Raw genomic sequence first — 21,198 nt, 5'->3', positions numbered from 1 at the left:
TGAAAGATCAGGCTGCGCGCACAAGCTTGCCGTTCGCGTCACGAGCGACGCCGTAGGCGGCGACCGCTGCGTCCCAACTGATCAGGTAGCGCTGCAAATCCGCTTCGATCAGCTCAAGCGGCCGCTCTTCGGGCTTGCCGAAACCACCACCACCCGGCATGTCGAGCACGACGCGCTCGCCCGCCGGAATCACCTGACGCCCCTTCGGCTTCAGCAGTTCGCCCGATTCGAGCCTCAGCACGCCATTCGCGCCGTCGCTCCCGCCCGCGCGTCCGCGCGGCGCGTTGTGGACACGATCGAAGGTGGCGAGAATCGCGAATGGTGCGTCTTCGCGGCTGCCGACCACCATCGTCTGGCCGAGGCCACCGCGGAACTTGCCGACACCGCCGGAATCCTGGCGCAGCTCTTTCTTCCAGATCACGAGCGGCGTGATGGCTTCCGTCACTTCGACCGGAATGTTTTTCACGCCACTCGGAAACGGCGTCGCCGACAAGCCGTCGCAACTCGATCTCGCGCCCATGCCGCCGCTATGCAGGCTCATCATCATGAAGCTCGTCTGCTTGCCGCCGCTCGCTGGCGTGAGACCCATGCCCGCACCCGCTTTCACGCCCCACAGCGAACCCGCACCTTCGGCGGGCGCACGGCCGGGCAGCAGTTCGTTGATGGCGCCGAACACGACATCGGGAACCAGATGGCCGATCACGCTGCGCACTGCGACCGCCGACGGGAACAGCGCATTGACGATGGTGTTTTCCGGCGCCGTCACGACGATCAGATCGAGCGACGCGGAATTGTTCGGCACTTTCGGTGCGACCACGCATTTCACTGCGAACGATGCGTAGGCCGCCGTGTAGCACAGCGGGCAATTGATGCCGAAATCCGATACCGGCGAGCTGCCGGAGAAATCGACGACGATGCGCTCATCCTCGAACGCCACCGTGCATGCGAGATCAACAGGCTTGTCGTAGCCGTCGGTGCGCATCGCGTTGCTCGCCGTCCTCTTCGGCAGCGCCTTGAACGCGTCCAGCATCGCCTGGCGCGTGTTTTCGAAAATATGGTTGCGCACCGCGTCGAGCGAATCGATGCCGTACTCGCGCATCAAACCCTTCAGCGATTTCACCGCGTTGTCATTGCACGCGGCGAGCGCGTACATGTCGCCGACCACCTGCGTCGCTTCGCGCACGTTGTTGCGCACGATCTCGATGAGCCATTCGTTGGTCACGCCCTGATCGGCAAAACGCATGATCGGTACGCGCAAGCCTTCGTGGTAGACCGTGCGCCCTTCCGGCGAAAATCCGACGCCGCCGATATCGACGACGTGCGACGTGCAGGCGAAGAACGCGACGACTGTGTCGTTCACGAACACCGGCGTGACGAACGTGAAATCGTGCAAATGGCCGGTACCCTGCCACGGGTCATTGGTCAGGAATACGTCGCCCTCTTTCATTTGCGAGGGCGGAAATGCCCTGACGAAATGCGGCACGGCCATTGCCATCGAGTTGATGTGGCCCGGCGTACCCGTCACGGCCTGTGCGAGCATGCGGCCCTCGGCATCGAACACACCGGCGGATACGTCGCCGCCTTCGCGCGTTGACACGCTGAAAGCAGTGCGGATCAGCGTCTGAGCCTGTTCCTCGACGATCGCGAGCAGGCGACTCCACATCACCTGAAGCTGGATCAGATCGGAATTCATATCAGTGCTTCCTTTCAAGCTGGATGTAACCGGATTGCAGGATCAACGCATCGAAATTGCGGCCGACGAGCGTCGATGTTTCGTCTTCGACGATCACCGCCGGGCCCTCGACCACCATGCCGGGCGCGAGTTCGCGACGCACATGGATGCCGTGTTCGAGCACGTCCATCAACTCGGGATCGAAGATCGCACGTCGCGACGATGGCTCCGCCTTGCCCACGCGCGGCGTCGCCGGCAGCGTGCGCGGAGCGGGAACCGGAATGTTGGCGGCGAGACTCCACGTCATCACCTCGACGCCGAGGTTCGGGATCGTGCGGCCGAACAGCGCTTCATAGCGTTCGGCGAAAAGCCGTTCCATCAGCGGCTTGTCGTCCGCAGTCAAGGCGCGCGACGGCAACGCGACATCGATTTCGTGGCCTTGCCCGCGATACCGCATGTAGGCAACGCGTGTTTCCTCGACCACGCCCTTCGCGCTCGCCTTGCGAATCGCGGCGACGGCTTCGGCGCTCATCGATGCAAAGAGATCGTTGACCGCATGCGGATCGAATTCGTCGAGACTCACATAGCGCGAGCGCGTCACGTGATAGCCGATGGGCGCCTGCAGGAAGCCGATCGCCGAACCGACGCCCGCGCCGGTCGGAATGACCACCTTGCGAATCCCGCACTTGTCGGCCAAGCGCGCGGCGTGCAGCGGCGCCGCGCCGCCGAACGCAATCATCGTGCGCTCCTGCAGGTTCTTGCCCCACTCGATCGCGTGCACGCGCGCCGCGTTCGCCATGTTCTCGTCGACGATCTCGCTGATGCCGGCCGCCGCCGCACGTTCATCGATACCCAATGGCTGACCGATCACCGCGTCCAGCACGCTTGCCGCCGCGTCGGTCGACAGGCGGATTTGACCGCCGGCGAAGCGATCGGGATCGAGTCGGCCAAGCACCAGATCGGCGTCGGTAACGGCCGGACGCTTGCCACCGCGGCCATAACACGCCGGCCCAGGCACCGACGATGCGCTTTCGGGACCGACCGTGATGCGCCGCAGTTCGTCAAGGCCAGCCAGCGAGCCTCCACCCGCGCCGATCTCGACCATCTCGATGACGGGAATGCGCAGCGGATAACCGCTGCCTTTCAGGAAGCGATACGCGCGCGCGACTTCGAAGGTGCGCGACTGGAGCGCGCGGTAATCGTCCACGAGGCAGATCTTCGCGGTCGTGCCGCCCATGTCGAACGACACGACACTGGTTTCGCCGAGTTCCTGAGCCAGATTGCTGGCGAGCACCGCGCCGCCCGCCGGGCCTGATTCAACCAGGCGAATCGGAAATTCACAGGCGGTCTGCAACGTCGTCATCGAGCCGCTCGACGTGATCATCAGCAGGCCACAAGCGAAGCCGCGCTCGGCGAGCTGCGTTTCCAGGCGCTGCAGGTAGCCCTGCATCTGCGGACGCACATAGGCATTCGCCACGGTGGTCGACACGCGATCGTATTCGCGGATTTCCGGGCTGACCTCGCAGGAGAGCGAGATCGGCACGCCCGGCAGCAGGCGCGCAAGCGCGGCGCCGGCCCGGCGTTCGTGATCGTCGTTCGCGTAGCTGTGCAGGAAACAGACGGCGACGGCTTCGATGCCGGCCTCCTTCATCTGCTGCGCAACGGTTTCGAGCGCGGCTTCGTCGAGGGCAATGAGTTCGCTGCCATCCGAAGCCAGACGCCCCTCGACACCCCAGCGATGCTCGCGCGGCACCAGCGGTTCGGGCCGGACCATATACAGATCCGATTGCTCGAAACGATGTTCGTAGGCGATTTCCAGCGAATCGCGGAAGCCTTCGGTCGTAACGAGCCCGACCTTCGCGCCCTTGCGTTCGATGATGGCGTTGGTCGCGAGCGTCGTGCCGTGCACGATCGCACCGACATCGGCGGCCGCGACGCCAGCCTTGGCAAGCGCGGCCTGCGCGCCTTCGAGGAAACCCTGCTCCGGGTCGCTCGGCGTGGTCAGTACTTTCGCCGTGTGGCGCGTACCGTTCACGTCGAGTACGACGTCGGTGAACGTACCGCCTATGTCTACAGCCAGTCGAATCACAACGTTCTCCTTCGGTCTGGCAGCCGCACGACGTCATATCGTGCTGCCTGCTGCCGTGTTTCGATATACAAACGATTGGATCAAATAATAGGACAACAAAATTCGCGATGTCACATGGGGTAAATACCGACACGCTGTCCTGATATTTGGAACATAAATTTGTATAATGATCCCAATCCGGCGCTTTCGAGCCGGCAATCCATCTCAAGGACTTTCAAATGGAACGCTTCAAGGACAAGGTCGCACTCGTTACGGGTGCGGCTCAGGGGATCGGTCTCGCGTGCGCGCAACGGCTTGCGGCGGAAGGCGCGCTGGTCGTCGGCGCCGATCTGCAGGACACCGTGATTGAGGAAATGAAAGCGCTCGGTGGGATCGGCATCCAGGCCGACATGTCGTCGCAGGACGACATCACCCGCCTGTTCGACACGGCGCTCAAGGAAGCGGGCAAGCTCGACGTGCTGGTGAACAACGCCGCGGTCACAAGCCCGGCCGAATTCCTCGACTACAAGCTGGAAGATTTCGAGCGCGTGCTGCGCATCAACCTGACGTCGGCGTTTTCCGCCTCACAGCGCTTCTCGCGCGAACTCGTCGCACGCGACGCGCCCGGCGCAATTGTCAATATGTCGTCGATCAACGGCCAGGTTGCACTGCCCAACCAGACTGCCTATGTGACGTCCAAAGGTGGACTGAATCAGTTGACGAAGGTGATTGCGATCTCGCTCGCGAAGTACGGCATTCGCGCCAATGCGATCGGACCGGGCACGATCCTCACCGAGATGTCGAAAGCGCGCGTGCTCGCGACCGAGGAGTCGCGCCGCCGCATCCTTTCGCGCACGCCGCTCGGCCGACCGGGTGAAGTCTCGGAAATCGCGTCGGTGGCGGCGTTTCTCGCCAGCGACGACGCCTCGTACATGACCGGCCAGATCGTCTATGTCGAAGGCGGCCGGCTCGCGCTGAACTACACCTGCGACGTGCCGTCGGCAGCCTGATTTCACTTTCGGACGTACCGGCGCGTCGGCGCCTCAACCTGGCTACGGGAATCTTCGCCATGAAACGCATCCTCAAACAGGCGCTTTCGATCGCGGGCGCGGCTGTTGCGCTGGCTGTCTTCGCCACGCCGCCCGCCTCCGCGGCCGGTCCGAGTTCGCCCACGCTCGATCGCATCCGCGCGCGCGGCAACCTCATCTGCCCAGTGCCGACGTCGCCGTATCTCGGCTTCTCGGAGGTCGGAAACAACGGCAGTTGGCATGGCCTCGACATCGACATCTGCAAGTCGATCGCGACCGCAATCCTCGGACCGAACCCCAAGGTGAGTTTCTCGGCGGTGAGCTGGGCAGACCGCTTCCCGGCGTTGCAATCCGGCTCGCTGGATCTGATCGCAATGTTCACCAGTTGGACGCGCAGCCGCGACGCGAAACTCGGCCTGCAGTTCAGCAACCCGTACCTGTTCTCCGGCGTGCGGCTGATGGTGCCGGCTTCGCTGAAGATCAAATCGGCGAAGGAACTCGATGGCGCGACGATCTGCGCGGTCGCGGGTTCGACGGGCGACAAGCAGCTCGTGAACTACTTGCGCTCGCTGAATGTGAAGTACAAGATGCTGACCTTCGAGAACTTCACGGATGTCGTATCGGCGTACAAAAACCGGCGCTGTGACGCGCTGTCGGCAGCGGGGCCCGGACTGGCGGTATTGCGCGCAGGCGAGCTCAAGACGCCCGAACAGGTTATCCTGCCCGACATCGTGTCGATGGAGCCGATCAGCGTCGCGGTACGGCAAGGTGACGACGCGTTCCTCGACGTGATCAACTGGACGTTCGGCGCGCTGATCGAAGCCGAGCGTCTCGGCATCACGCAGCAAAACGTGGAAGCGAAGCGCGCGGATAAGAATAGTTCGGCAGAAGTGAAGTACCTTCTCGGCGTAACGCCCGGAGTCGGGGAAGGGCTCGGTCTGCCGGACAACTGGGCATACAACGTGATCAAGCAGATGGGCAATTACAACGAGATCTATGCACGGAATCTCGGCGATAAAAGCCCGTACAAATTGCCGCCCGGCCAGAACGCGCCGTGGTCGCAAGGCGGATTGCTGTTCTCGCCGACGTTCGATTGACCGCTGACAGAACCTCATGGGGCCGGCTGTGGCCTCATGAGGGATTGACTATAATTTCCAAGCTGCCGCCATCGCTGGCGGCATGTTCTTTTGGCAGCCGCCAATGATGACGGAAAGACGCGAGGCCGCGCGTCTTGTTTCGTCGGCGGCCTAGTTTCACATCCTATCCGTACCTATGGACACAACGATTCTAAAGGGACTGACCGTGCTGGAACGGCTTGCTGAAAGCGAGCAGCCACGCGGCGTCACCGAACTGAGCCGCCAGATCAATCTGACCAAGAGCAACGTCCAGCGTGTGCTGAGTACGCTGGTGGAACTCGGCTACGCCCAGAAAGACCCGGTCACCGGCCGCTACGGCCCCACGCTGCGGATGTGGGAGTTCGGCTACAAGACCTTGTCGCGCGATCGCGTGCGGCTCGCGGCCGCCTCGCAATTGCGCCGCCTGCACGAGCAATCGGACGAAACCGTGTTTCTCTGCATGGGCGACGGGCTCGATATCATCTATGTCGACAAGATCGAGAACAACGACGCCAACCGTGTTTTCTGCATGATCGGCATGCGGCTTCCCGCGCTGCGGACGGCGGCGGGCCGGGCGATCCTGGCCTTTCATGATGAATCGATGTGGGAACAAGCCATCGCGACATCAAAGAGTGCGGATCCTCAGTGGATGACCGATGAAACGGCTGCGGAAATGCGGCGGCGCCTGACACAGGTGCGCACCGACGGTTACGCGACTTCGATCGGCGAATTTCGCACGGGGACAAATAGCCTGGCCGCTCCGGTCTGGAATGCAGACGGCAAGCCGATTGCTTCAGTCGTGCTAAACGGAACCAGCGACCGGCTGGACGCCGAGCGCGTGGCTTTGCTGGCCTCCGACGTAGTCGGCACCGCAACACGGATCTCGGAGACGCTCGGTTATCGTGGCAACTGACATGTATGGGTAACCATACCGGCTGCCCGCCCACCCGTCTTCCGGCGGAGCAGCCATGCCGGACGCCGTGCCAAGGCGTCGCCGGCAGCCGGTACGAACAGCGCGGCATTCCGCAACATCGATGCGATCGCTCCGAGCGGTATGTCCAATGCTTGCCATGGTCTTGCCCATCGCATCGGGCCGGAGCACGGGCCTCAATCAGATCCCGAGGATGGCCGACACGGCCTCTCGCTCCTCGAGCAGTTCCGCAGCAGACGCGTCAATCTGTGCGCGCGCGAAATCGTCGATATGTAACCCCTCGACGACAGCATACCCCCCATCGCGACACGTGACGGGAACGCCGAACACCAAACCCGGCGGCACCCCGTATTCACCGCGCGATACGATGCTCATCGACACCCACCGCTCCCCCGCGCCGAGCGCCCAGTCGCGCATTTGGTCGATAGCCGCGTTCGCAGCCGATGCGGCCGACGACGCGCCGCGCGCTTCGATGATCGCGGTGCCGCGGCGCGCAACCTCGGGCATGAACACTTCGCGATTCCAGCCTTCATCGGACAACACGGCCCTCGCCGAGTCTCGTCCGACGAGCGCGTAACGGTAATCCGGATACATCGTCGGCGAGTGATTGCCCCAGACGACCATCCGGCTCACTGCGTCGACCGAGACCCGGCAGCGCGCCGCCAACTGGGATACTGCTCGGTTGTGATCGAGCCGGATCATCGCAGTGATTGCATCGTCGGGTAAATTCGGCGCGAATTGTCGAGCAACCCACGCGTTCGTGTTCGCCGGGTTGCCGACCACGAGGGCTTTCACCTGACGGCTTGCGACATCGTTCAACGCTTGTCCTTGAGTGCGAAAGATCGCCGCGTTGGCCGCCAGCAAATCCCGACGCTCCATTCCCTTGCCACGCGGCCTCGATCCGACGAGTAAAGCGTAATCGGCGTCACGAAACGCAACGCGCGGATCGTCACTAATCTCGACCGACTCCAGCAACGGGAACGCGCAGTCCTCAAGCTCCATGACAACACCGCGCAGTGCGTCTATCGCAATGGGCAATTCGAGCAGTTGCAGCCGGATCTTCTGATCAGGACCGAGCAGGTCGCCTCTAGCGATACGAAAAAGCAGCGAGTATGCAATCTGCCCGGCCGCACCAGTTACGGCAACGCGGCGCGAAGCAGTGTCCGCACGCGTGGAACGGGAGATTTGCGATGTTACCGACATGATGTGCTCCAGTAAGTTATGAAGTCAGGAATCAGCGACTGCGCCACGAAAAACGATCCGGGGTTCAGGCCGTCCGCGCCGGCGCCCTGTTCAATCGGCCATGCCGATGCTCAGCTCGCCGCGCCCGTGTAAGGTTTGAAACCGTAGTGCGCGAAGATGCCCAGCGCCTGCGGCGACCGAATGAAATCCAGCCAGCGCCGAGCGGCTTGCGGATGGGGGGCGTGCGTAACCATGCCCGCGGCATAAACGGCAGTGGTATTGTCGGCGGCGGGTATCTCGACCTGAGCGATCGGATGACCGGCCTGCTCCTGAAACACCGCTTCGGACTGCCAGGTCACGCCGGCCTGCACCTTTCCCTGCATGATCCAGAGTGGCGTCTGGCGGTGATGAATATGCGTCAGCAATGTCGTGCCGTCGATCACCTTGGCGTCGTACACCTCGCGCACCAGGGCATCGCCGCCGACCTTCGCGAGCGACGCCTTCACCTGCCGCGCGATTCCTTCGAACGCCGGATTCGGCATCGCAAGCGTCAGCTTGCTCCGACCAAGGTCGGCGAGCCCACCGATATGGGCGGGATTGCCCTCGGGCACCATGATCGTCAGCGTATTCGTGACGTAAGGCACGGCGGGAGCCAGCAGACTTCCAGCGTCAATTTGCTTCTGAACGGTCTTCAGGCCGGCCAGATAGACATCGGGTTTCACCGTCCAGGTCATATTGCCGACCGTCACGGTGCCCCCCGCCTCCATCTGCTTGATCAGCAGTCCTGGAGGAAGCGTCTCCCAGTAGACATGCCCTCGATACTCCGGATACATGCTCTCGAACGCCTGGACCAGCGGCGCCATCGCAAAAAAATAATTCCCGCCCACGTATAGCGACAACAAGGGCGCTTCCGGATCGCCATGGAAGTCGGCGAGATTGTCCGCGTCCGGTTCGGTGAATGGAAGACCGCGGCGAGCCGTGTCGATATCGTCGTTCGCACCGTGCTGCCATGGCGGCGGCACGCTGAACGACGCAGCAGCGGGACTTGCCGGCCGTGCCTCGGTCGAGGCCTGCGCGAGCGACATCGCCAGCGTACTAAGAACGCCTGCCAGAGAGGCGCCGAAAATCTTGCCGATACGTATCATGGTCGAGGTCCGTTGGATCGAGAATCAGAGAGGCATGAGCGCATAGCCTTGCGTTTCCAGGGTGGTAACCGTTGTCAGTCCCGACAGCGCGAGCGTCACCTCCGGCGAGATCCAGTCGTAGGCGTAGTGATGCTCGGCCACCGCCTGCCCACAGACAGCGATCGTGAGGCCGGCGCGCTTCAGTAACGCAATCAGCGGCAGATTGGGGTTCGCGACGCCATAAACGCTGCGGTAGTGCGTATCGTCGAGCATGCTCGGCGTAGCCTCCCCATAAGCCACGGCGACGAATTTCAGGTGCGAGAGCGGCACCCCCGCAGCGGCATACAGGTTCACCGTCCGCGCCACGTGGTCAAGCGCCGGGTTCACCTTGTCGGGCGACTTCGCGCCTTGGGTAAGCGCGAACACGATGCGATACGACTGGTTCGGATCCGGCTTGAAAGCAGCATCCGGCAAGTCATGGATCGGGCCGTAGCCCGAAATTGCGGGCGTCGTCCAGAAGTCCCGCGTGTCGTTCGGCTGCTGCGCGCCTGCGGCCGACGAGAGACCGGAGGCCAAAGCTGCCACGGCGAGTGCGTTGATGATCTTCATGTCGGTTTTTTCAGCGATGCAAGTTGGCTCATGATGATTCCGAGGAGGTCGGCCAGTGCCTTGCAGTGTACGAAGCGGGGAGCTCGGGGAAAAATACCGGCTTGATATCGCTGCCATGCCTTGAACATATGGCTTGGCGGCCGGAACGAATCCGATAAGAAAAAAGCATAGATCGAATGCCAGCAAGATATTTTTCCCGGCGCGCGATGATCGATACGCTGCGTTTATCCCGTCGTTCGCACCGGTGCCGCCAAGCATCGTGCGATCGGGCCCATCCCCCTCGACCTGACCGACACAGCGATGACTTCAACAACGTTCCCCAGCTCCCAATACCAGCCGCACTCGCCGGACGCCGTCGCGAGCAGGACGGCCGTCCGGGCAAGTGCTCTATCGATGGTCGCAGTGCGCGTCATTCAGGGCTTCATCTACTGGGGCGGCGGATCACGACGCTTCATCTACGCACCCAGCAAGCTCGATCCCAACGCCACGCACTGGATGGCGAACAAATTCCAAACGGCGCTGCCCGGTGCGCTGCTCGGCATGGACCATGTGATCGGCTACATGCTCCATCACTTTGTCGTCCTGTATGCGGGCGTGATCGTGTTCAGCGCGGCCGAACTCATCGTCGGTTTGATGTTGATGGCCGGGCTCTATACGCGTGCGGCCGCGCTGGCTTCGATGGGATTTTCTGTGCTGCTGATGCTGATGTTCGGCTGGCAAGGGGCGACCTGCATCGACGAATGGACCATGGCTGCCTGCAATCTCGCCATGGGGGCAACGCTGCTGCTGGGTGGTGGGGGCGCCTATGCACTGGACAACATACTGTTGCGCCGCCGGCCGTCACGCGCCCAGAGCGCGCCTTTTCGCTGGGCTTCGGGTGCCCTGCCGCTGCCGATCGGCGATCGTGGCATGCGAAAGCTCGCACTGGCCGTGCTCGCTTTTGTCGTCGTGTTCGATGTGAGTACCTACAGCTACTATCGCGGCTCCGTCGTGACGCCGTTCCACAGCGGTCCGGTAAGCCCCACTGCGCACCATGTCACGCTGAGCCAGGTCTCGCTGACGCCGAGCGGGTTGCGATTCCATGCAACGCTCGACGCCGGCACGCCGGAAGCGCCGGTGCATATCGTTCAGGCCATCGTGCTCGACGCCAGTGGCCAGGTACTCGTTCGATGGGACGCGGACGCACTCTCGCACGTTCCCAAGTCGGCCTTCACGAACGACTATGCGTACAACCAGTTTGGGCCAGGCCCCTTCGGGCTGCGTGCTCCGATGGGCGCAGCGGCATCCATCACACTGCCCTTGCCCGCCGGACATGCCGCCGATCTCGCAAGCGCAGCCACGCTGCGCCTAGTCGATGTCGATGGGCGCAAGTTCGAGCGTGCAATCGGGTAAAGCAGGTTAGCCGGCAGCCATGCACGGACTGCCTGCTGCACTCTCGAATCATCAAGACAAGGAGCGACCACCATCAATCGTGATGGTTTGACCGGTCATGAATTTCGGTGCCTCGCTCGCAACCCAGACGATCGCATCGGCAATCTCCCCGGGCTCCCCCAGGCGATTCAGCGGGATTTGCGGCAAATAGCGTGACATCGCGTCATCCCAACTCTCCCCGGGCCGCAGGAACTTCTGGAACATCGGTGTTTTGAGCGACCCCGGCGCAATCGCATTGACCAGGATACCGTCGGCGGCCAACTCCAGTGCAAGCGTCTGCGTCAGCGAGGTCGCGGCGGCCTTTGCTGCGCAATAGGCGCTCATGCCCGGCCGTGCACGCAGACCCGAGACCGATGTCACGTTCACGATTCGACCATCGCGACGCCGCCGCATCACGGGTGCCACGGCCGCACATAAATTCGCGATGCCACCCACGTTGACGTCGAGGATGTCCCCCCACATCGTGGTATCGACCTGCTCGAACGGCAGGTTGGTTTGGGGCAGCCCGGCGTTATTGACCAGCACGTCGATACGTCCATAACGCGAATCGATCGCCTCGATCACCTGAACGGCTGCCTCGCGATCGCGAACGTCGAGTTCCCAGGCCACGGCGGTTCGACCGGCGGAATCCAGTTGATGCGCCAGTTCGTCCGCCGTGGGGAAGGCGATATCAAGCAACATCACGGCAAATCCCTTGCCATGCAATCGCCGCACGGTCTCCGCGCCCACCCCGCTTCCCCCCCGGTGACAACCGCGACCCGGTCCTTGCATGCCGCATCGGCTGCACCGAGCGATTTTGCTACGTTCATCTATGACACCTCGTCGAATTATTTTCCGTCACCTTGGTCGCCCCAGCGGGCACGTCCCTATGCGCTCCGCAGCGGAGCATGCTGAAGGATTGCCTTACGGCGCAGATAAGCCTCGAGTCCCTCGACGCCCGATTCGTAACCGTGGCCCGACGCCTTGATACCGCCGAACGGCGTTTCGGTGCGCGACAGCACGACGGTATTGACGCCGACCATCCCGGCCTCCAGCGCATCCGCAACGCGCGTCGCGCGATCGAGCGACTCCGTGAAAACAAACGAGCCGAGTCCGTAGGTCGTGTCGTTCGCCCGGCGAATCACGTCCTCCGTGTTGGAAAATCGCGCGATAGGCACGATGGGGCCGAAGACCTCGTCGGTCATCACGCGCGCATCGTCGGGAACATCGGATATCACTGTCGGCGCGAAGAAAAATCCATCGCCTGCCGGGCAAGTTCCTCCCTCATGGACGGTTGCGCCGCGTGAGCGCGAGTCGTCGATGAAAGCCTGCATGACATCGAGTCGTCGACGATTGGCAAGTGCGCCCATGCGTGTTTCCGGGTCGATGCCGGGGCCCACGCGAAGCGCAGCGGCGAACGCCACGACGCGCGCCACGAAACGGTCGGCGACGCGCTCGTGCACGTAGAAGCGGCTGGGGACATTGCAGACTTGCCCCGCGTTACGGAACTTCGCGGTGGCGCAAGCCTCGGCGACCGCGTCGATATCCACGTCATCGAACACGATGACCGGCGCATTGCCCCCCAACTCCATGGTCGTGACCAGATCGTGGTCGACCGCCAGATGGCCGAGGACACGACCGACACCGATCGAACCCGTCAGCGAAACCTTCCGAATGACGGGGCTCGACAGTAGTTGCTCGGATATCTGCGCGGGAACGCCGAGTACCAGATTCGCCACCCCGGCCGGCACACCGGCCTGCGCAAAACATTCGAACATGACGCGCGCGGACGCCGGCGTCTCCTCGGACGCCTTGATCACAATCGTGCAACCGGCCGCGAGCGCACCGCCGACTTTTCGAGCAATGGTCGTGGCGGGGAAATTCCAGGGCGTGAACGCCGCTACCGGACCGATCGGCTCGGCCGTCACCATGAGCCGCGTGCCGGGCGAGCCGGGCACGATCCTGCCATAGGCACGTCGTCCTTCCTCGGCGTACCAGTCGAGAATATCGGCGCTACCCGCGAACTCCGCGCGGGCCTCCGCGATCGGCTTGCCCTGCTCGAGACTCAGCAAGGGCGCGGCCGTCTCGATTCGTGCGCGCAGCAAGTCGGCGGCACGCCGCAGGATCCGATAGCGCTCGTCGGGTGGGGTGTTCCGCCAGCGCATGGCGCTGCGCTCGGCGGCATCCAGTGCAGCGTCGATATCGGCCGGACTCGCATGGGCATATTCGCCCAGCACGCCGGCCGTGGCGGGATTCAGCACGGCTTCGATGCTGGCGCCGCCACCGTGGCGCCATTGACCATCAATGAATTGACAAATTTCTGGATAGATTGACATCTGTAGCTTCGCTCTCTGAGATTCTCGGATTTACATCACCGGCAACGGACGATTGGCGGTTTCCTTCAGCCACAAAGCGGCGCACAGCGAGACGGCCGCCGCCACGATCAACATCCAGGCGGGTGCCTTTGCGTTGCCGGTCTCGGCGATCAGCGCAGTGGCCAGATAGGGCGCCGTGCCACCCGCAAGAATCGAGGCGAGGTTATAGCCGAGGTTGAAGCCGCTCGCGCGCACACGAGCCGGAAACTGTTCGCAATAAGTCGACAGGATCACGCTCATGTAGAGCGCCTCGAGTTGACCGAGCAGAATCTGGGCGACCACCGCGAAAGCCGTTGAATACGACATCACCAGGAACGCCGGATAGGCCAGCAGCAGGTCCGCCAGACAAACGGCGATCAAGAGCGGACGCCGCCCGACCCGATCGGACATTCGTCCCCAGAACGGAATCACGAGCATCGCGAGCACCAGCGTGACGGTGGTCGACCAGGCGGCAGCCGTGCTCGACATCACCCCCTGTCTCTGAAAATAAGTCGACATGTAGGTGAACGTCAGGTAATACGACATGAACGAGACCAGCGAGAGACCGCAAACGATCAGCACGCCGCGCGGACTGGAGCGCAACGCGTCGAATGCAGGCACCTTCGAGACGGCTCCGCTCTGTTCAAGCCGCTCGAACTGGCGCGACTCCTCCATTCGCGAGCGCAGCATCAAGGTAATGACGCCGAGCGGCAGCGAGATCAGGAACGGCAATCGCCAGCCCCAGGCAAGCAAGGCCTCGTGGGACAGCGTGATATGCAGCACGGCGACGCATGCGGAGCCAAGCATGGTGCCGATCATCGTGCCCAGGTTCATGGTGCTGGTCATTCGCCCACGCTGCGAATCCGGCGCGACCTCGGCGACGTATGATGCCGCGCTGCCCAACTCCCCTCCGGCGGACAGCCCCTGCACGCAACGCAGCACGAACAGCAGCACCGGCGCCGCGACGCCGATCGATGCATAGCTCGGCAGCAGACCTATCGCGGTGCTTGCGAACGCCATGCCCGCCACCGAGATCGTCAAGGCCGGTCGTCGACCATAACGATCGCCGAGATGGCCAATCAAAATGCCGCCGAGCGGGCGCAGCACAAAGGAAGCGCCGAACACGCCGAGCGTATAGAGCAAAGCGGCCGTCGGGTCCCCCTTGGCGAAAAACACATCGGCAATGGTCGTGGCGAGGAACGCGTAGACGCTGAAGTCGAAATACTCGACGATCGTGCCGAACGCGCCCGCGGAAATGATCCGACGAAACCGCCGGACAGCGTCGCGTTCGGTCAGCGGGCTTGACGCGGCGCCATCGGGCGTCGCGAGTGATCGAGTCTCGCTCATTTGCTTGTCTCCTGTTTCCGTCATGGTTATAAGTTGTCGACGGTGCCTGCAAGACACCACTCGTCAAAGCACTTCGAACAACCCCGCGGCCCCCATCCCGCCGCCCACACACATCGACACCACCACGAAGCGCACGCCGCGCCTGCGCCCTTCCAACAGCGCGTGGCCCGCCAGTCGAGCCCCCGACATGCCATAGGGGTGGCCGAGCGCGACCGCGCCGCCATTGACGTTCAGTCGTTCATCGGGAATACCGAGTCGATCGCGGCAATGGATCACCTGCACCGCGAATGCCTCGTTGATTTCCCAGAGGCCGATGTCGTCAATGGACAGGCCATGCCGGGTCAACAGCCTCGGGATCGCGTGGACAGGACCCACCCCCATCTCATCGGGCTCGCAACCGATCACCGTAAAGCCGCGAAACAGCCCGAGCGGCTCGATTCCGCGCTGTTGGGCGAGCCTCCCATCCATCAACACGCAGGCGGCGGCGCCATCGGAAAGCTGGCTGGCATTGCCTGCCGTCACGCTACCGCCTTCGAGCACCGGACGCAGCCTCGACAGCCCGTCGGCGGTGGAGGCGCGAATGCCCTCGTCGGCGTCGAACCGATGCGGCTCCCGGCGTGTCGTGCCGGTTTCGCGATCGGTCACCCATCGCTCGACCTCGATGGGAACGATCTCATCGGCGAAACGCCCCGTCTCCTGCGCGTCACGCGCTCGCTGCTGGCTGCGCAAGCCGAATGCATCCTGGCGGTCCCGATCGATACCGTAGCGACGCGCCACGACTTCCGCGGTGTCCAGCATGGTCAGGTAGATCGACGGGCAATGCGTCGCCAGCCACGGGTCCTGATCCATGTGTCGGTTCATGAACTCGTTTTGCACGCACGAGATGGAGTCGAGCCCCCCGGCGACCACGATCGAGGCGTCGCCGGTCTGGATCGTGCGAGCACCCATCGCGATCGTCTGCAAGCCCGAGGAACAAAGACGATTTATCGTCACGCCGGGCACCGAGATCGGCAGGCCGGCACGCAGGGCCACCTGCCGGGCGACGTTTTCGCCGGCGGTGCCTTCAGGGCGACCGCAGCCGATCAGCACGTCGTCGATCTCGCAAGGCTCGATGCCGGCACGCTCGATCGCGTGCCGTACCACGTGAGCACCCAGCGTGGGCGCATGCGTGGCGTTCAGTGACCCGCGATACGCCTTGCCAATCGGCGTCCGTGCGGTAGATACGATCACGGCTTCGTTCATCGGCCCGTTCCTTGACAATGACGTTCGGTGGCCGGGGCGGCCGGAGCAAACCCCGAAATGCGTTGGCCAGAGTCGGCCAAATCGAGCAGCAGCGCGGGCGGCTGCCAAAAAGTCGGCTCGTCGAGGCCAGCCTGCGCCTGCATGGTCGCGATCACGCGATGCAGTCCGAGCGCGTCGGCATGGAACAACGGACCGCCACGGTGGCGAGGAAATCCATATCCGTTGAGCAGCACGGCGTCGATATCGGAGCCACGCTGGGCGATCCGTTCGACGAGCAGGCGGGTGCTCTCGACGATCATCGCGTGGGTGCACCATCGAACGATTTCATCGTCATCGAATTCACGCGGCACAATCCCCGCCTCGACTCGCGTGGCGGCAATCAATGCGTCGACATCGAGGTCCACCGCGCCGCCACGGGTGCCCGTGTCGTAGCGATAAATGCCGCTCCCCCCTTCTGGCCGACACGCCCCGTTTCACTGACGCGATCGAGCCAGACTGGCCATCGTCGCTCCGGCATATCGCGTTGCTGCCGCTGACGAATCGCATAGCCGACGTCCAAACCGGCCAGGTCCGCAACACGGAATGGCCCCATCGCAAACCCCCATTGTTCAAGGGCTCGATCAACTTGATGCGGCGACGCGCCGAGCTCCACGATGCGCGCGGCCTGGCGCAAATACTGATGCCATACGCGGTTTCCAATGAAGCCGTCACAGACGCCCGAGACGACACCCACCTTGCCGAGCCGGCGCGCTAGCGCCTGGGCGCCGACGATCACGTCGGGTGCGGTAGCTTCGCCCCGGACGATCTCCAGCAACTTCATGACGGGCGCCGGACTGAAGAAATGCAGACCGAGTACATCACGCGGCCGGCTCGTGAACCCTGCGATGACGTCGACATCGAGCGTCGAAGTATTGGTGGCGAGAATCGCCCCCGGACGCAACACCTTGTCGAGAACCGCGAACACTTCGCGCTTGACTGCCAGGTCTTCAAATACGGCCTCGATCGCGAGATCGACCGCGGCCAGTTCATCGGCTTGCGTAGCAGCCTTTACGCGGGCCACGCAACGCTCGGCTTCATCAGGTGCGAGCCGGCCCTTCGCCGCCTGCTGCTCGAAATGATGTCGAATCGACGCGATTCCGCGGTCCAGCGAGGCGGCATTCGAATCGAATAGCAAAACCGGAAACTTGGCGCTCGCCAAGCAGATCGCGATTCCCGCGCCCATCGTGCCGGCACCAACCACTCCGACCGTCGCAATGGCTCTCGGAGAAGCAGAGCGCAGCGTGGGATCGTCGAGCGTCGCCGTTCGTCGCTCGCCAAGGAATGCGTAGCGCAGCGCGACGGATTCCGGCCGGTCCACCAGCATCGAGAACAATGTCTGCTCAAGCGCCAGACCCTGCTCGAACGGCAACGCGCCGGCCGCCTCGATCGCGCGGTCGATGGTGTCCAACGGCAACACGTAAGCGCCGGACCGCCGCATTGGCTGGCTCACTGGCGTATCGCTCGAAGCCGGCAAGAGCCGTTCGTCGGTTCTCGGCAAGACATCGCCGCCCTTGATGCGCTCGACGAGCCAATCCACCGCGCGCTCGACAAGATCGCCGTCGAACACCGCGTCGACGATGCCGGCCGTCAGCGCCGCCTCGGCGCGTACCGGCTTGCCTCCTGCAATCAAAGCTCGCGCCGCGTCGCGGCCGATCAAGCGCGGCAGTCGCTGAGTCCCTCCCGCACCGGGCATCAGGCCCAGACCGATTTCCGGAAGGCCGAGACTGGCTCCCGTCGACACAAGGCGCGCATGGCAACCGAGCGCCAGCTCCAGTCCGCCCCCCAATGCGAAGCCCGCGATCGCCGCGACCACCGGCACGCGAGCGCGCTCGATTCGCTCGATCAGTTCCCCGAGAGACGGAAACGCAACGCTTGCAGCCGCACCGAATTCGGCAATGTCGGCGCCGGCCGAGAAGGCGCGCGTACCGGCCCCCGCCAGCACCATGCCGCGCACTCGGGAATCGTCCAGTGCGACGCCGATCCGTTCATACAGCGCGGTGCGCAAGGTGTGACCGAGCGCGTTCACTGGCGGAGCATCGATCGTGATGATCGCGATTCCGCGCTTCAATTTAAACGAGGCATTCATGATAGGGATTCTTTTTCCGTTAGATGCTCAAGCGGCACCCGGCAGCTCAACCGAGACGCGAAACGATTTTCGCCACACGCTCGCGATGCTCGGCCGTAGCGTGCGCGAGCGCCTGAAACGCGGCCGACATCTCCAGCACGGTTTCAAGCCGAGCGTTGGCCGACTCGCGCATCAGGCGCTTCGACATCCTCAGTACGTGCGAAGGATTCACCGCGATCCGTGCCGCCAGCGCACGAGCCTCGTCAAGCAACTGGTCGTGCGGTACGACTTTCGAGACCAGACCGTAGGCCAGCGCAGTAGCCGCATCGATGGTGTCGCCAGTAAAGGTCATCTCGGCGGCGCGCGCGGGACCGATTGCACGCTGCAGCAACCACGCCCCTCCGTCCCCGGGGATGATGCCGACCTTCACAAAACTCTCCGCAAAACTCGCCTGCTCGCTTGCGATCCGGATATCGCACATGCACGCCAGGTCAAGTCCAGCGCCGATTGCCGCGCCGTTGACTGCCGCGATCAACGGCACTTCGAAACGGTGCAGCGCAAGCGTGACGCGATGAATACCTTCCAGATAGCGGTAGCGATCGTCGATCGGTTCGATGGACGTGTCCTGGGCGCGGCGATGCATGAGCTTGACATCGCCCCCCGCGCTGAACGCCTTGCCGGCGCCGGTGAGGATGGCCGCCCGGATCTCGCGGTTGCGATGCACCCGGTCAAACAGAGTCTCGATATCGCTGAAGTCGGCATCCCCACTCATCGCGTTGCGTGTATCCGGCGAATTCAGCGTGATCAGCGCGATGCCGTCGTGCACCTCGCAGACAACGAAGGGCTGGCGCGACGTCGCCTGGGCGTTGTGATCGATGAGGCTCAAGACGGATCTCCTTCCATGCGCTCCGCGAGACGTGAGAAGTGCGGAGGACGTTTTTCCAAAAATGCGGATTTGCCTTCGATGAAATCGTCACCGGAGCGCGCGAGTTGCAAGGCGCGGTGACTGGATCCGATAGCCTTGAGCAAGGACTCCTCGGGTGCCGCGTTCAATTGCGCCTTGATGGTCGCCATCGAGCGTGGTGCGCAACGCTCGACAATCGCGGCCAGGTAGGCGTCGACATGCGAGACGAACGCCGCCTCGTCGGCCACCTGATCGACGAGCCCGATGCGCAGGGCCTCGGGCGCATTGACGAGGCGTCCCGACAGCAACAAGTCGCGGCTCGCCCCTTCGCCAATCAAACGCGGCAACCACCAAGCCAGGCCGTATTCGGCCACGAGTCCCACTCGAGTGTAGGTAAAGCCGAGCCTTGCACCGCTCGCGCAGATCCGCACGTCACAAAATGAAGAGAGCACGAGACCGACACCGATGGCCGCACCATTGATCGCGGCAACCACCGGCTTGCGCGCCGTGCGCAGATATGCAAAGCGGAACGCTTCAAGCGTCGTGGGATCCGGTTCGTAAGCGGCCGTCCGATTCATCTGGGTCGGCACGCCGAGGTCGGCGCCCGAACAGAAACCCCGGCCGGCTCCGGTCACGCAAATCACGACGCAGTCACGGTCGCGGTCCGCTCGGCGCACACTGTCTCGCAGCGCGTCGTCCATGGACGATGTCATCGCATTGAGTTGGTCGGGCCTGTTCAGCGTGATCCAGGCCACGCCGCGCTCGATCCGGTACAAGACCTCCGGTTCATTCGCCATGGCGCTTCCTCGTGCGACGCACCACGCCGCTTTCCTCGAGCGCCGCAATATCACCGGGCGTCAACTGCAGCTCGGCCAGGATCTCGTGCGCATGCTGATTGTATTCAGGGGGCGGCGTGCGCACACTGCCCGGTGTACGCGACAACTTCACCGGAATCCCGGTGCTGCGATACTCGCCGAGTTGCACGACCATCTTGCGATGCAGCGTGTGCGGGTGGGTAAGCACGCTGTCGACGCTCTGCACCGGCCCCCCGCCCACCCCGACGTCCATCAATTGCTTGCAGAGCGTCTCGCCATCGAACTCTCGCAACCTGGCCTGGATCGCTTCGGCCAGTACCTCTCGATTCTCGACGCGCAGCGCATTGCTGCGAAAGCGCGGGTCGCTCGCAAGCTCGGGAGCGCCGATGGTTTCGCAGAAACGCTCGTACTGGCGATCATTGCCCACCGTCACCAGCACGGGTGCGCCCGCCGTCTCGAACAGGCTGTAAGGAGAAATGGTCGGGTGATCGTTGCCCGTCAGGCCCGGGACTTTTCCGGACAGAAACCAATTCGGTGCATGCGGATGCAGCAGGCTCACACCGGTGTCGTAGAGCGTCAGGTCCACGTGCTGACCACGTCCCGAACGCTCTCGCTCGTATAACGACATCGTGATGCCGATCACCGCGTTGGCGCCGGTCATCATGTCGATGATCGGCATGCCGATTCGCAGCGGCCCACTCGCCTGCGAACCATTGATCGATACCAGGCCGGTCCAGGCTTGCGCCATCAGGTCATAACCAGGATAACCGCCGAACGGGCCATCCTTGCCGAATCCGGTCACGCTCGCGTAGACGAGGCGCGGGAACCGTTCGGCCAGTTGCTCGTAGCCGAGCCCCCACTTTTCCATGGTGCCGGGCTTGAAGTTCTCGATGATCACGTCCGCCGTCTCGAGCAGACGCAGCAATACCGCACGGCCCTCATCGCGCGACAGGTCGAGCGACAATGCGCGCTTGTTCCGGTTGACGTTGAGAAAATACGCCGAGGCGTCGCCCTGGAACGGCGGCCCCCATTCACGTGTTTCATCACCCTGCGGGGGTTCGACCTTGACCACGTCGGCGCCATGGTCGGACAGAATCTGGCCGGCCAATGGGCCGCCAAGCACGCGCGACACGTCGATGACGCGAACGCCTTTGAGTGCGCCGGTCACGCCGCTCGCGGCGGCGGCATTGAAACTACTCATTGTTGCGTCTCCATAATGACTTTGCCGCAGGCGGGGCAATGCTCGAATGCCTGCGTTCGGAAATCATTATGGTTGCGACACGGTAGATTCTC

18 protein-coding genes are annotated in these 21,198 nt (G+C 63.3%); 4 read left to right on the top strand and 14 right to left on the bottom strand.

Features of this window, described 5'->3' with window-relative positions:
- Positions 1 to 7: 7 nt before the first annotated feature.
- The gene (locus AB4851_RS09800; protein WP_414447025.1) at positions 8 to 1,693 is read right to left on the bottom strand and encodes a hydantoinase B/oxoprolinase family protein; all 1,686 of its coding nucleotides are present in this window, start codon (positions 1,691 to 1,693) and stop codon (positions 8 to 10) included.
- Position 1,694: 1 nt separating this feature from the next.
- Complete coding sequence (locus tag AB4851_RS09795; RefSeq protein WP_414447024.1) at positions 1,695 to 3,761, bottom strand: hydantoinase/oxoprolinase family protein; 2,067 nt, start codon at positions 3,759 to 3,761, stop codon at positions 1,695 to 1,697.
- 218 nt (positions 3,762 to 3,979) lie between these two features.
- On the opposite strand from AB4851_RS09795, the gene AB4851_RS09790 reads away from it, so the two are divergent.
- The 3 genes from AB4851_RS09790 (at position 3,980) to AB4851_RS09780 (ending at position 6,796) form a co-directional block, all read left to right on the top strand.
- Positions 3,980 to 4,750 carry an SDR family NAD(P)-dependent oxidoreductase gene (locus AB4851_RS09790; protein ID WP_414447023.1) on the top strand — a complete coding sequence of 257 codons (771 nt, stop codon included), beginning with the start codon at positions 3,980 to 3,982 and terminating at the stop codon, positions 4,748 to 4,750.
- A 59-nt stretch (positions 4,751 to 4,809) separates the two neighbouring features.
- Complete coding sequence (locus AB4851_RS09785; protein WP_414447022.1) at positions 4,810 to 5,865, top strand: transporter substrate-binding domain-containing protein; 1,056 nt, start codon at positions 4,810 to 4,812, stop codon at positions 5,863 to 5,865.
- Positions 5,866 to 6,040: 175 nt separating this feature from the next.
- Positions 6,041 to 6,796: an IclR family transcriptional regulator gene (locus tag AB4851_RS09780; protein ID WP_414447021.1), complete on the top strand. Its 756-nt coding sequence runs from the start codon at positions 6,041 to 6,043 to the stop codon at positions 6,794 to 6,796.
- 198 nt (positions 6,797 to 6,994) lie between these two features.
- Here AB4851_RS09780 and AB4851_RS09775 read toward each other — a convergent pair whose 3' ends face one another.
- The 3 genes from AB4851_RS09775 to AB4851_RS09765 form a co-directional block, all read right to left on the bottom strand.
- Entirely contained in the window at positions 6,995 to 8,017 is a 1,023-nt protein-coding gene (locus tag AB4851_RS09775) for a malate dehydrogenase (RefSeq protein WP_414447020.1), read from the bottom strand.
- 110 nt (positions 8,018 to 8,127) lie between these two features.
- The gene (locus AB4851_RS09770) at positions 8,128 to 9,141 is read right to left on the bottom strand and encodes a substrate-binding domain-containing protein (protein WP_414447019.1); all 1,014 of its coding nucleotides are present in this window, start codon (positions 9,139 to 9,141) and stop codon (positions 8,128 to 8,130) included.
- A 24-nt stretch (positions 9,142 to 9,165) separates the two neighbouring features.
- Positions 9,166 to 9,729, bottom strand: coding sequence for a DsrE family protein (locus AB4851_RS09765; RefSeq protein WP_414447018.1), 564 nt, complete (start codon positions 9,727 to 9,729; stop codon positions 9,166 to 9,168).
- A gap of 300 nt (positions 9,730 to 10,029) precedes the next feature.
- Between AB4851_RS09765 and AB4851_RS09760 the strand changes: the two genes are divergently transcribed.
- Complete coding sequence (locus AB4851_RS09760; RefSeq protein WP_414447017.1) at positions 10,030 to 11,121, top strand: TQO small subunit DoxD; 1,092 nt, start codon at positions 10,030 to 10,032, stop codon at positions 11,119 to 11,121.
- Positions 11,122 to 11,172: 51 nt separating this feature from the next.
- On the opposite strand, the gene AB4851_RS09755 is transcribed toward AB4851_RS09760, so the two are convergent.
- The 9 genes from AB4851_RS09755 to AB4851_RS09715 form a co-directional block, all read right to left on the bottom strand.
- On the bottom strand, positions 11,173 to 11,841 hold the full coding sequence (locus AB4851_RS09755; RefSeq protein WP_414447016.1) for an SDR family NAD(P)-dependent oxidoreductase: 669 nt from the start codon (positions 11,839 to 11,841) through the stop codon (positions 11,173 to 11,175).
- A gap of 185 nt (positions 11,842 to 12,026) precedes the next feature.
- Positions 12,027 to 13,475, bottom strand: a complete 1,449-nt coding sequence (locus tag AB4851_RS09750; RefSeq protein ID WP_414447015.1) for an NAD-dependent succinate-semialdehyde dehydrogenase — start codon at positions 13,473 to 13,475, stop codon at positions 12,027 to 12,029.
- Positions 13,476 to 13,505: 30 nt separating this feature from the next.
- The gene (locus tag AB4851_RS09745) at positions 13,506 to 14,840 is read right to left on the bottom strand and encodes an MFS transporter (protein WP_414447014.1); all 1,335 of its coding nucleotides are present in this window, start codon (positions 14,838 to 14,840) and stop codon (positions 13,506 to 13,508) included.
- Positions 14,841 to 14,903: 63 nt separating this feature from the next.
- Entirely contained in the window at positions 14,904 to 16,082 is a 1,179-nt protein-coding gene (locus tag AB4851_RS09740) for an acetyl-CoA C-acyltransferase (RefSeq protein WP_414447013.1), read from the bottom strand.
- Complete coding sequence (locus AB4851_RS09735; RefSeq protein WP_414447012.1) at positions 16,079 to 16,486, bottom strand: hypothetical protein; 408 nt, start codon at positions 16,484 to 16,486, stop codon at positions 16,079 to 16,081. Before AB4851_RS09735 ends, AB4851_RS09740 begins: the two co-directional genes overlap by 4 nt.
- The gene (locus tag AB4851_RS09730; protein WP_414447011.1) at positions 16,462 to 18,207 is read right to left on the bottom strand and encodes a 3-hydroxyacyl-CoA dehydrogenase NAD-binding domain-containing protein; all 1,746 of its coding nucleotides are present in this window, start codon (positions 18,205 to 18,207) and stop codon (positions 16,462 to 16,464) included. The genes AB4851_RS09735 and AB4851_RS09730 overlap by 25 nt, the downstream gene beginning before the upstream one ends.
- A 46-nt stretch (positions 18,208 to 18,253) precedes the next feature.
- On the bottom strand, positions 18,254 to 19,072 hold the full coding sequence (locus AB4851_RS09725) for a crotonase/enoyl-CoA hydratase family protein (RefSeq protein WP_414447010.1): 819 nt from the start codon (positions 19,070 to 19,072) through the stop codon (positions 18,254 to 18,256).
- Positions 19,069 to 19,887 (bottom strand): enoyl-CoA hydratase-related protein, encoded by an 819-nt coding sequence (locus AB4851_RS09720; protein ID WP_414447009.1) that lies wholly within the window; start codon positions 19,885 to 19,887, stop codon positions 19,069 to 19,071. Before AB4851_RS09720 ends, AB4851_RS09725 begins: the two co-directional genes overlap by 4 nt.
- On the bottom strand, positions 19,877 to 21,106 hold the full coding sequence (locus AB4851_RS09715; protein WP_414447008.1) for a CaiB/BaiF CoA transferase family protein: 1,230 nt from the start codon (positions 21,104 to 21,106) through the stop codon (positions 19,877 to 19,879). The genes AB4851_RS09720 and AB4851_RS09715 overlap by 11 nt, the downstream gene beginning before the upstream one ends.
- Positions 21,107 to 21,198 lie beyond the last annotated feature (92 nt).

It is taken from the genome of Burkholderia sp. 22PA0099 (genome assembly GCF_047497165.1).
Taxonomy (GTDB): Bacteria; Pseudomonadota; Gammaproteobacteria; order Burkholderiales; family Burkholderiaceae; genus Burkholderia.
This window is presented reverse-complemented; position numbering and strand designations above follow the sequence as displayed.

Bases quoted from the DNA above. Each gene is read 5' to 3' on its own strand.
- AB4851_RS09750 (WP_414447015.1), bottom strand. From the start codon at position 13,475: ATGTCAATCTATCCAGAAATTTGTCAATTCATTGATGGTCAATGGCGC.
- AB4851_RS09775 (WP_414447020.1), bottom strand. From the start codon at position 8,017: ATGTCGGTAACATCGCAAATCTCCCGTTCCACGCGTGCGGACACTGCT.
- AB4851_RS09740 (WP_414447013.1), bottom strand. From the start codon at position 16,082: ATGAACGAAGCCGTGATCGTATCTACCGCACGGACGCCGATTGGCAAG.
- AB4851_RS09765 (WP_414447018.1), bottom strand. From the start codon at position 9,729: ATGAAGATCATCAACGCACTCGCCGTGGCAGCTTTGGCCTCCGGTCTC.
- AB4851_RS09780 (WP_414447021.1), top strand. From the start codon at position 6,041: ATGGACACAACGATTCTAAAGGGACTGACCGTGCTGGAACGGCTTGCT.
- AB4851_RS09790 (WP_414447023.1), top strand. From the start codon at position 3,980: ATGGAACGCTTCAAGGACAAGGTCGCACTCGTTACGGGTGCGGCTCAG.
- AB4851_RS09730 (WP_414447011.1), bottom strand. From the start codon at position 18,207: ATGAATGCCTCGTTTAAATTGAAGCGCGGAATCGCGATCATCACGATC.
- AB4851_RS09785 (WP_414447022.1), top strand. From the start codon at position 4,810: ATGAAACGCATCCTCAAACAGGCGCTTTCGATCGCGGGCGCGGCTGTT.
- AB4851_RS09745 (WP_414447014.1), bottom strand. From the start codon at position 14,840: ATGAGCGAGACTCGATCACTCGCGACGCCCGATGGCGCCGCGTCAAGC.
- AB4851_RS09715 (WP_414447008.1), bottom strand. From the start codon at position 21,106: ATGAGTAGTTTCAATGCCGCCGCCGCGAGCGGCGTGACCGGCGCACTC.
- AB4851_RS09800 (WP_414447025.1), bottom strand. From the start codon at position 1,693: ATGAATTCCGATCTGATCCAGCTTCAGGTGATGTGGAGTCGCCTGCTC.
- AB4851_RS09755 (WP_414447016.1), bottom strand. From the start codon at position 11,841: ATGTTGCTTGATATCGCCTTCCCCACGGCGGACGAACTGGCGCATCAA.
- AB4851_RS09720 (WP_414447009.1), bottom strand. From the start codon at position 19,887: ATGGCGAATGAACCGGAGGTCTTGTACCGGATCGAGCGCGGCGTGGCC.
- AB4851_RS09760 (WP_414447017.1), top strand. From the start codon at position 10,030: ATGACTTCAACAACGTTCCCCAGCTCCCAATACCAGCCGCACTCGCCG.
- AB4851_RS09770 (WP_414447019.1), bottom strand. From the start codon at position 9,141: ATGATACGTATCGGCAAGATTTTCGGCGCCTCTCTGGCAGGCGTTCTT.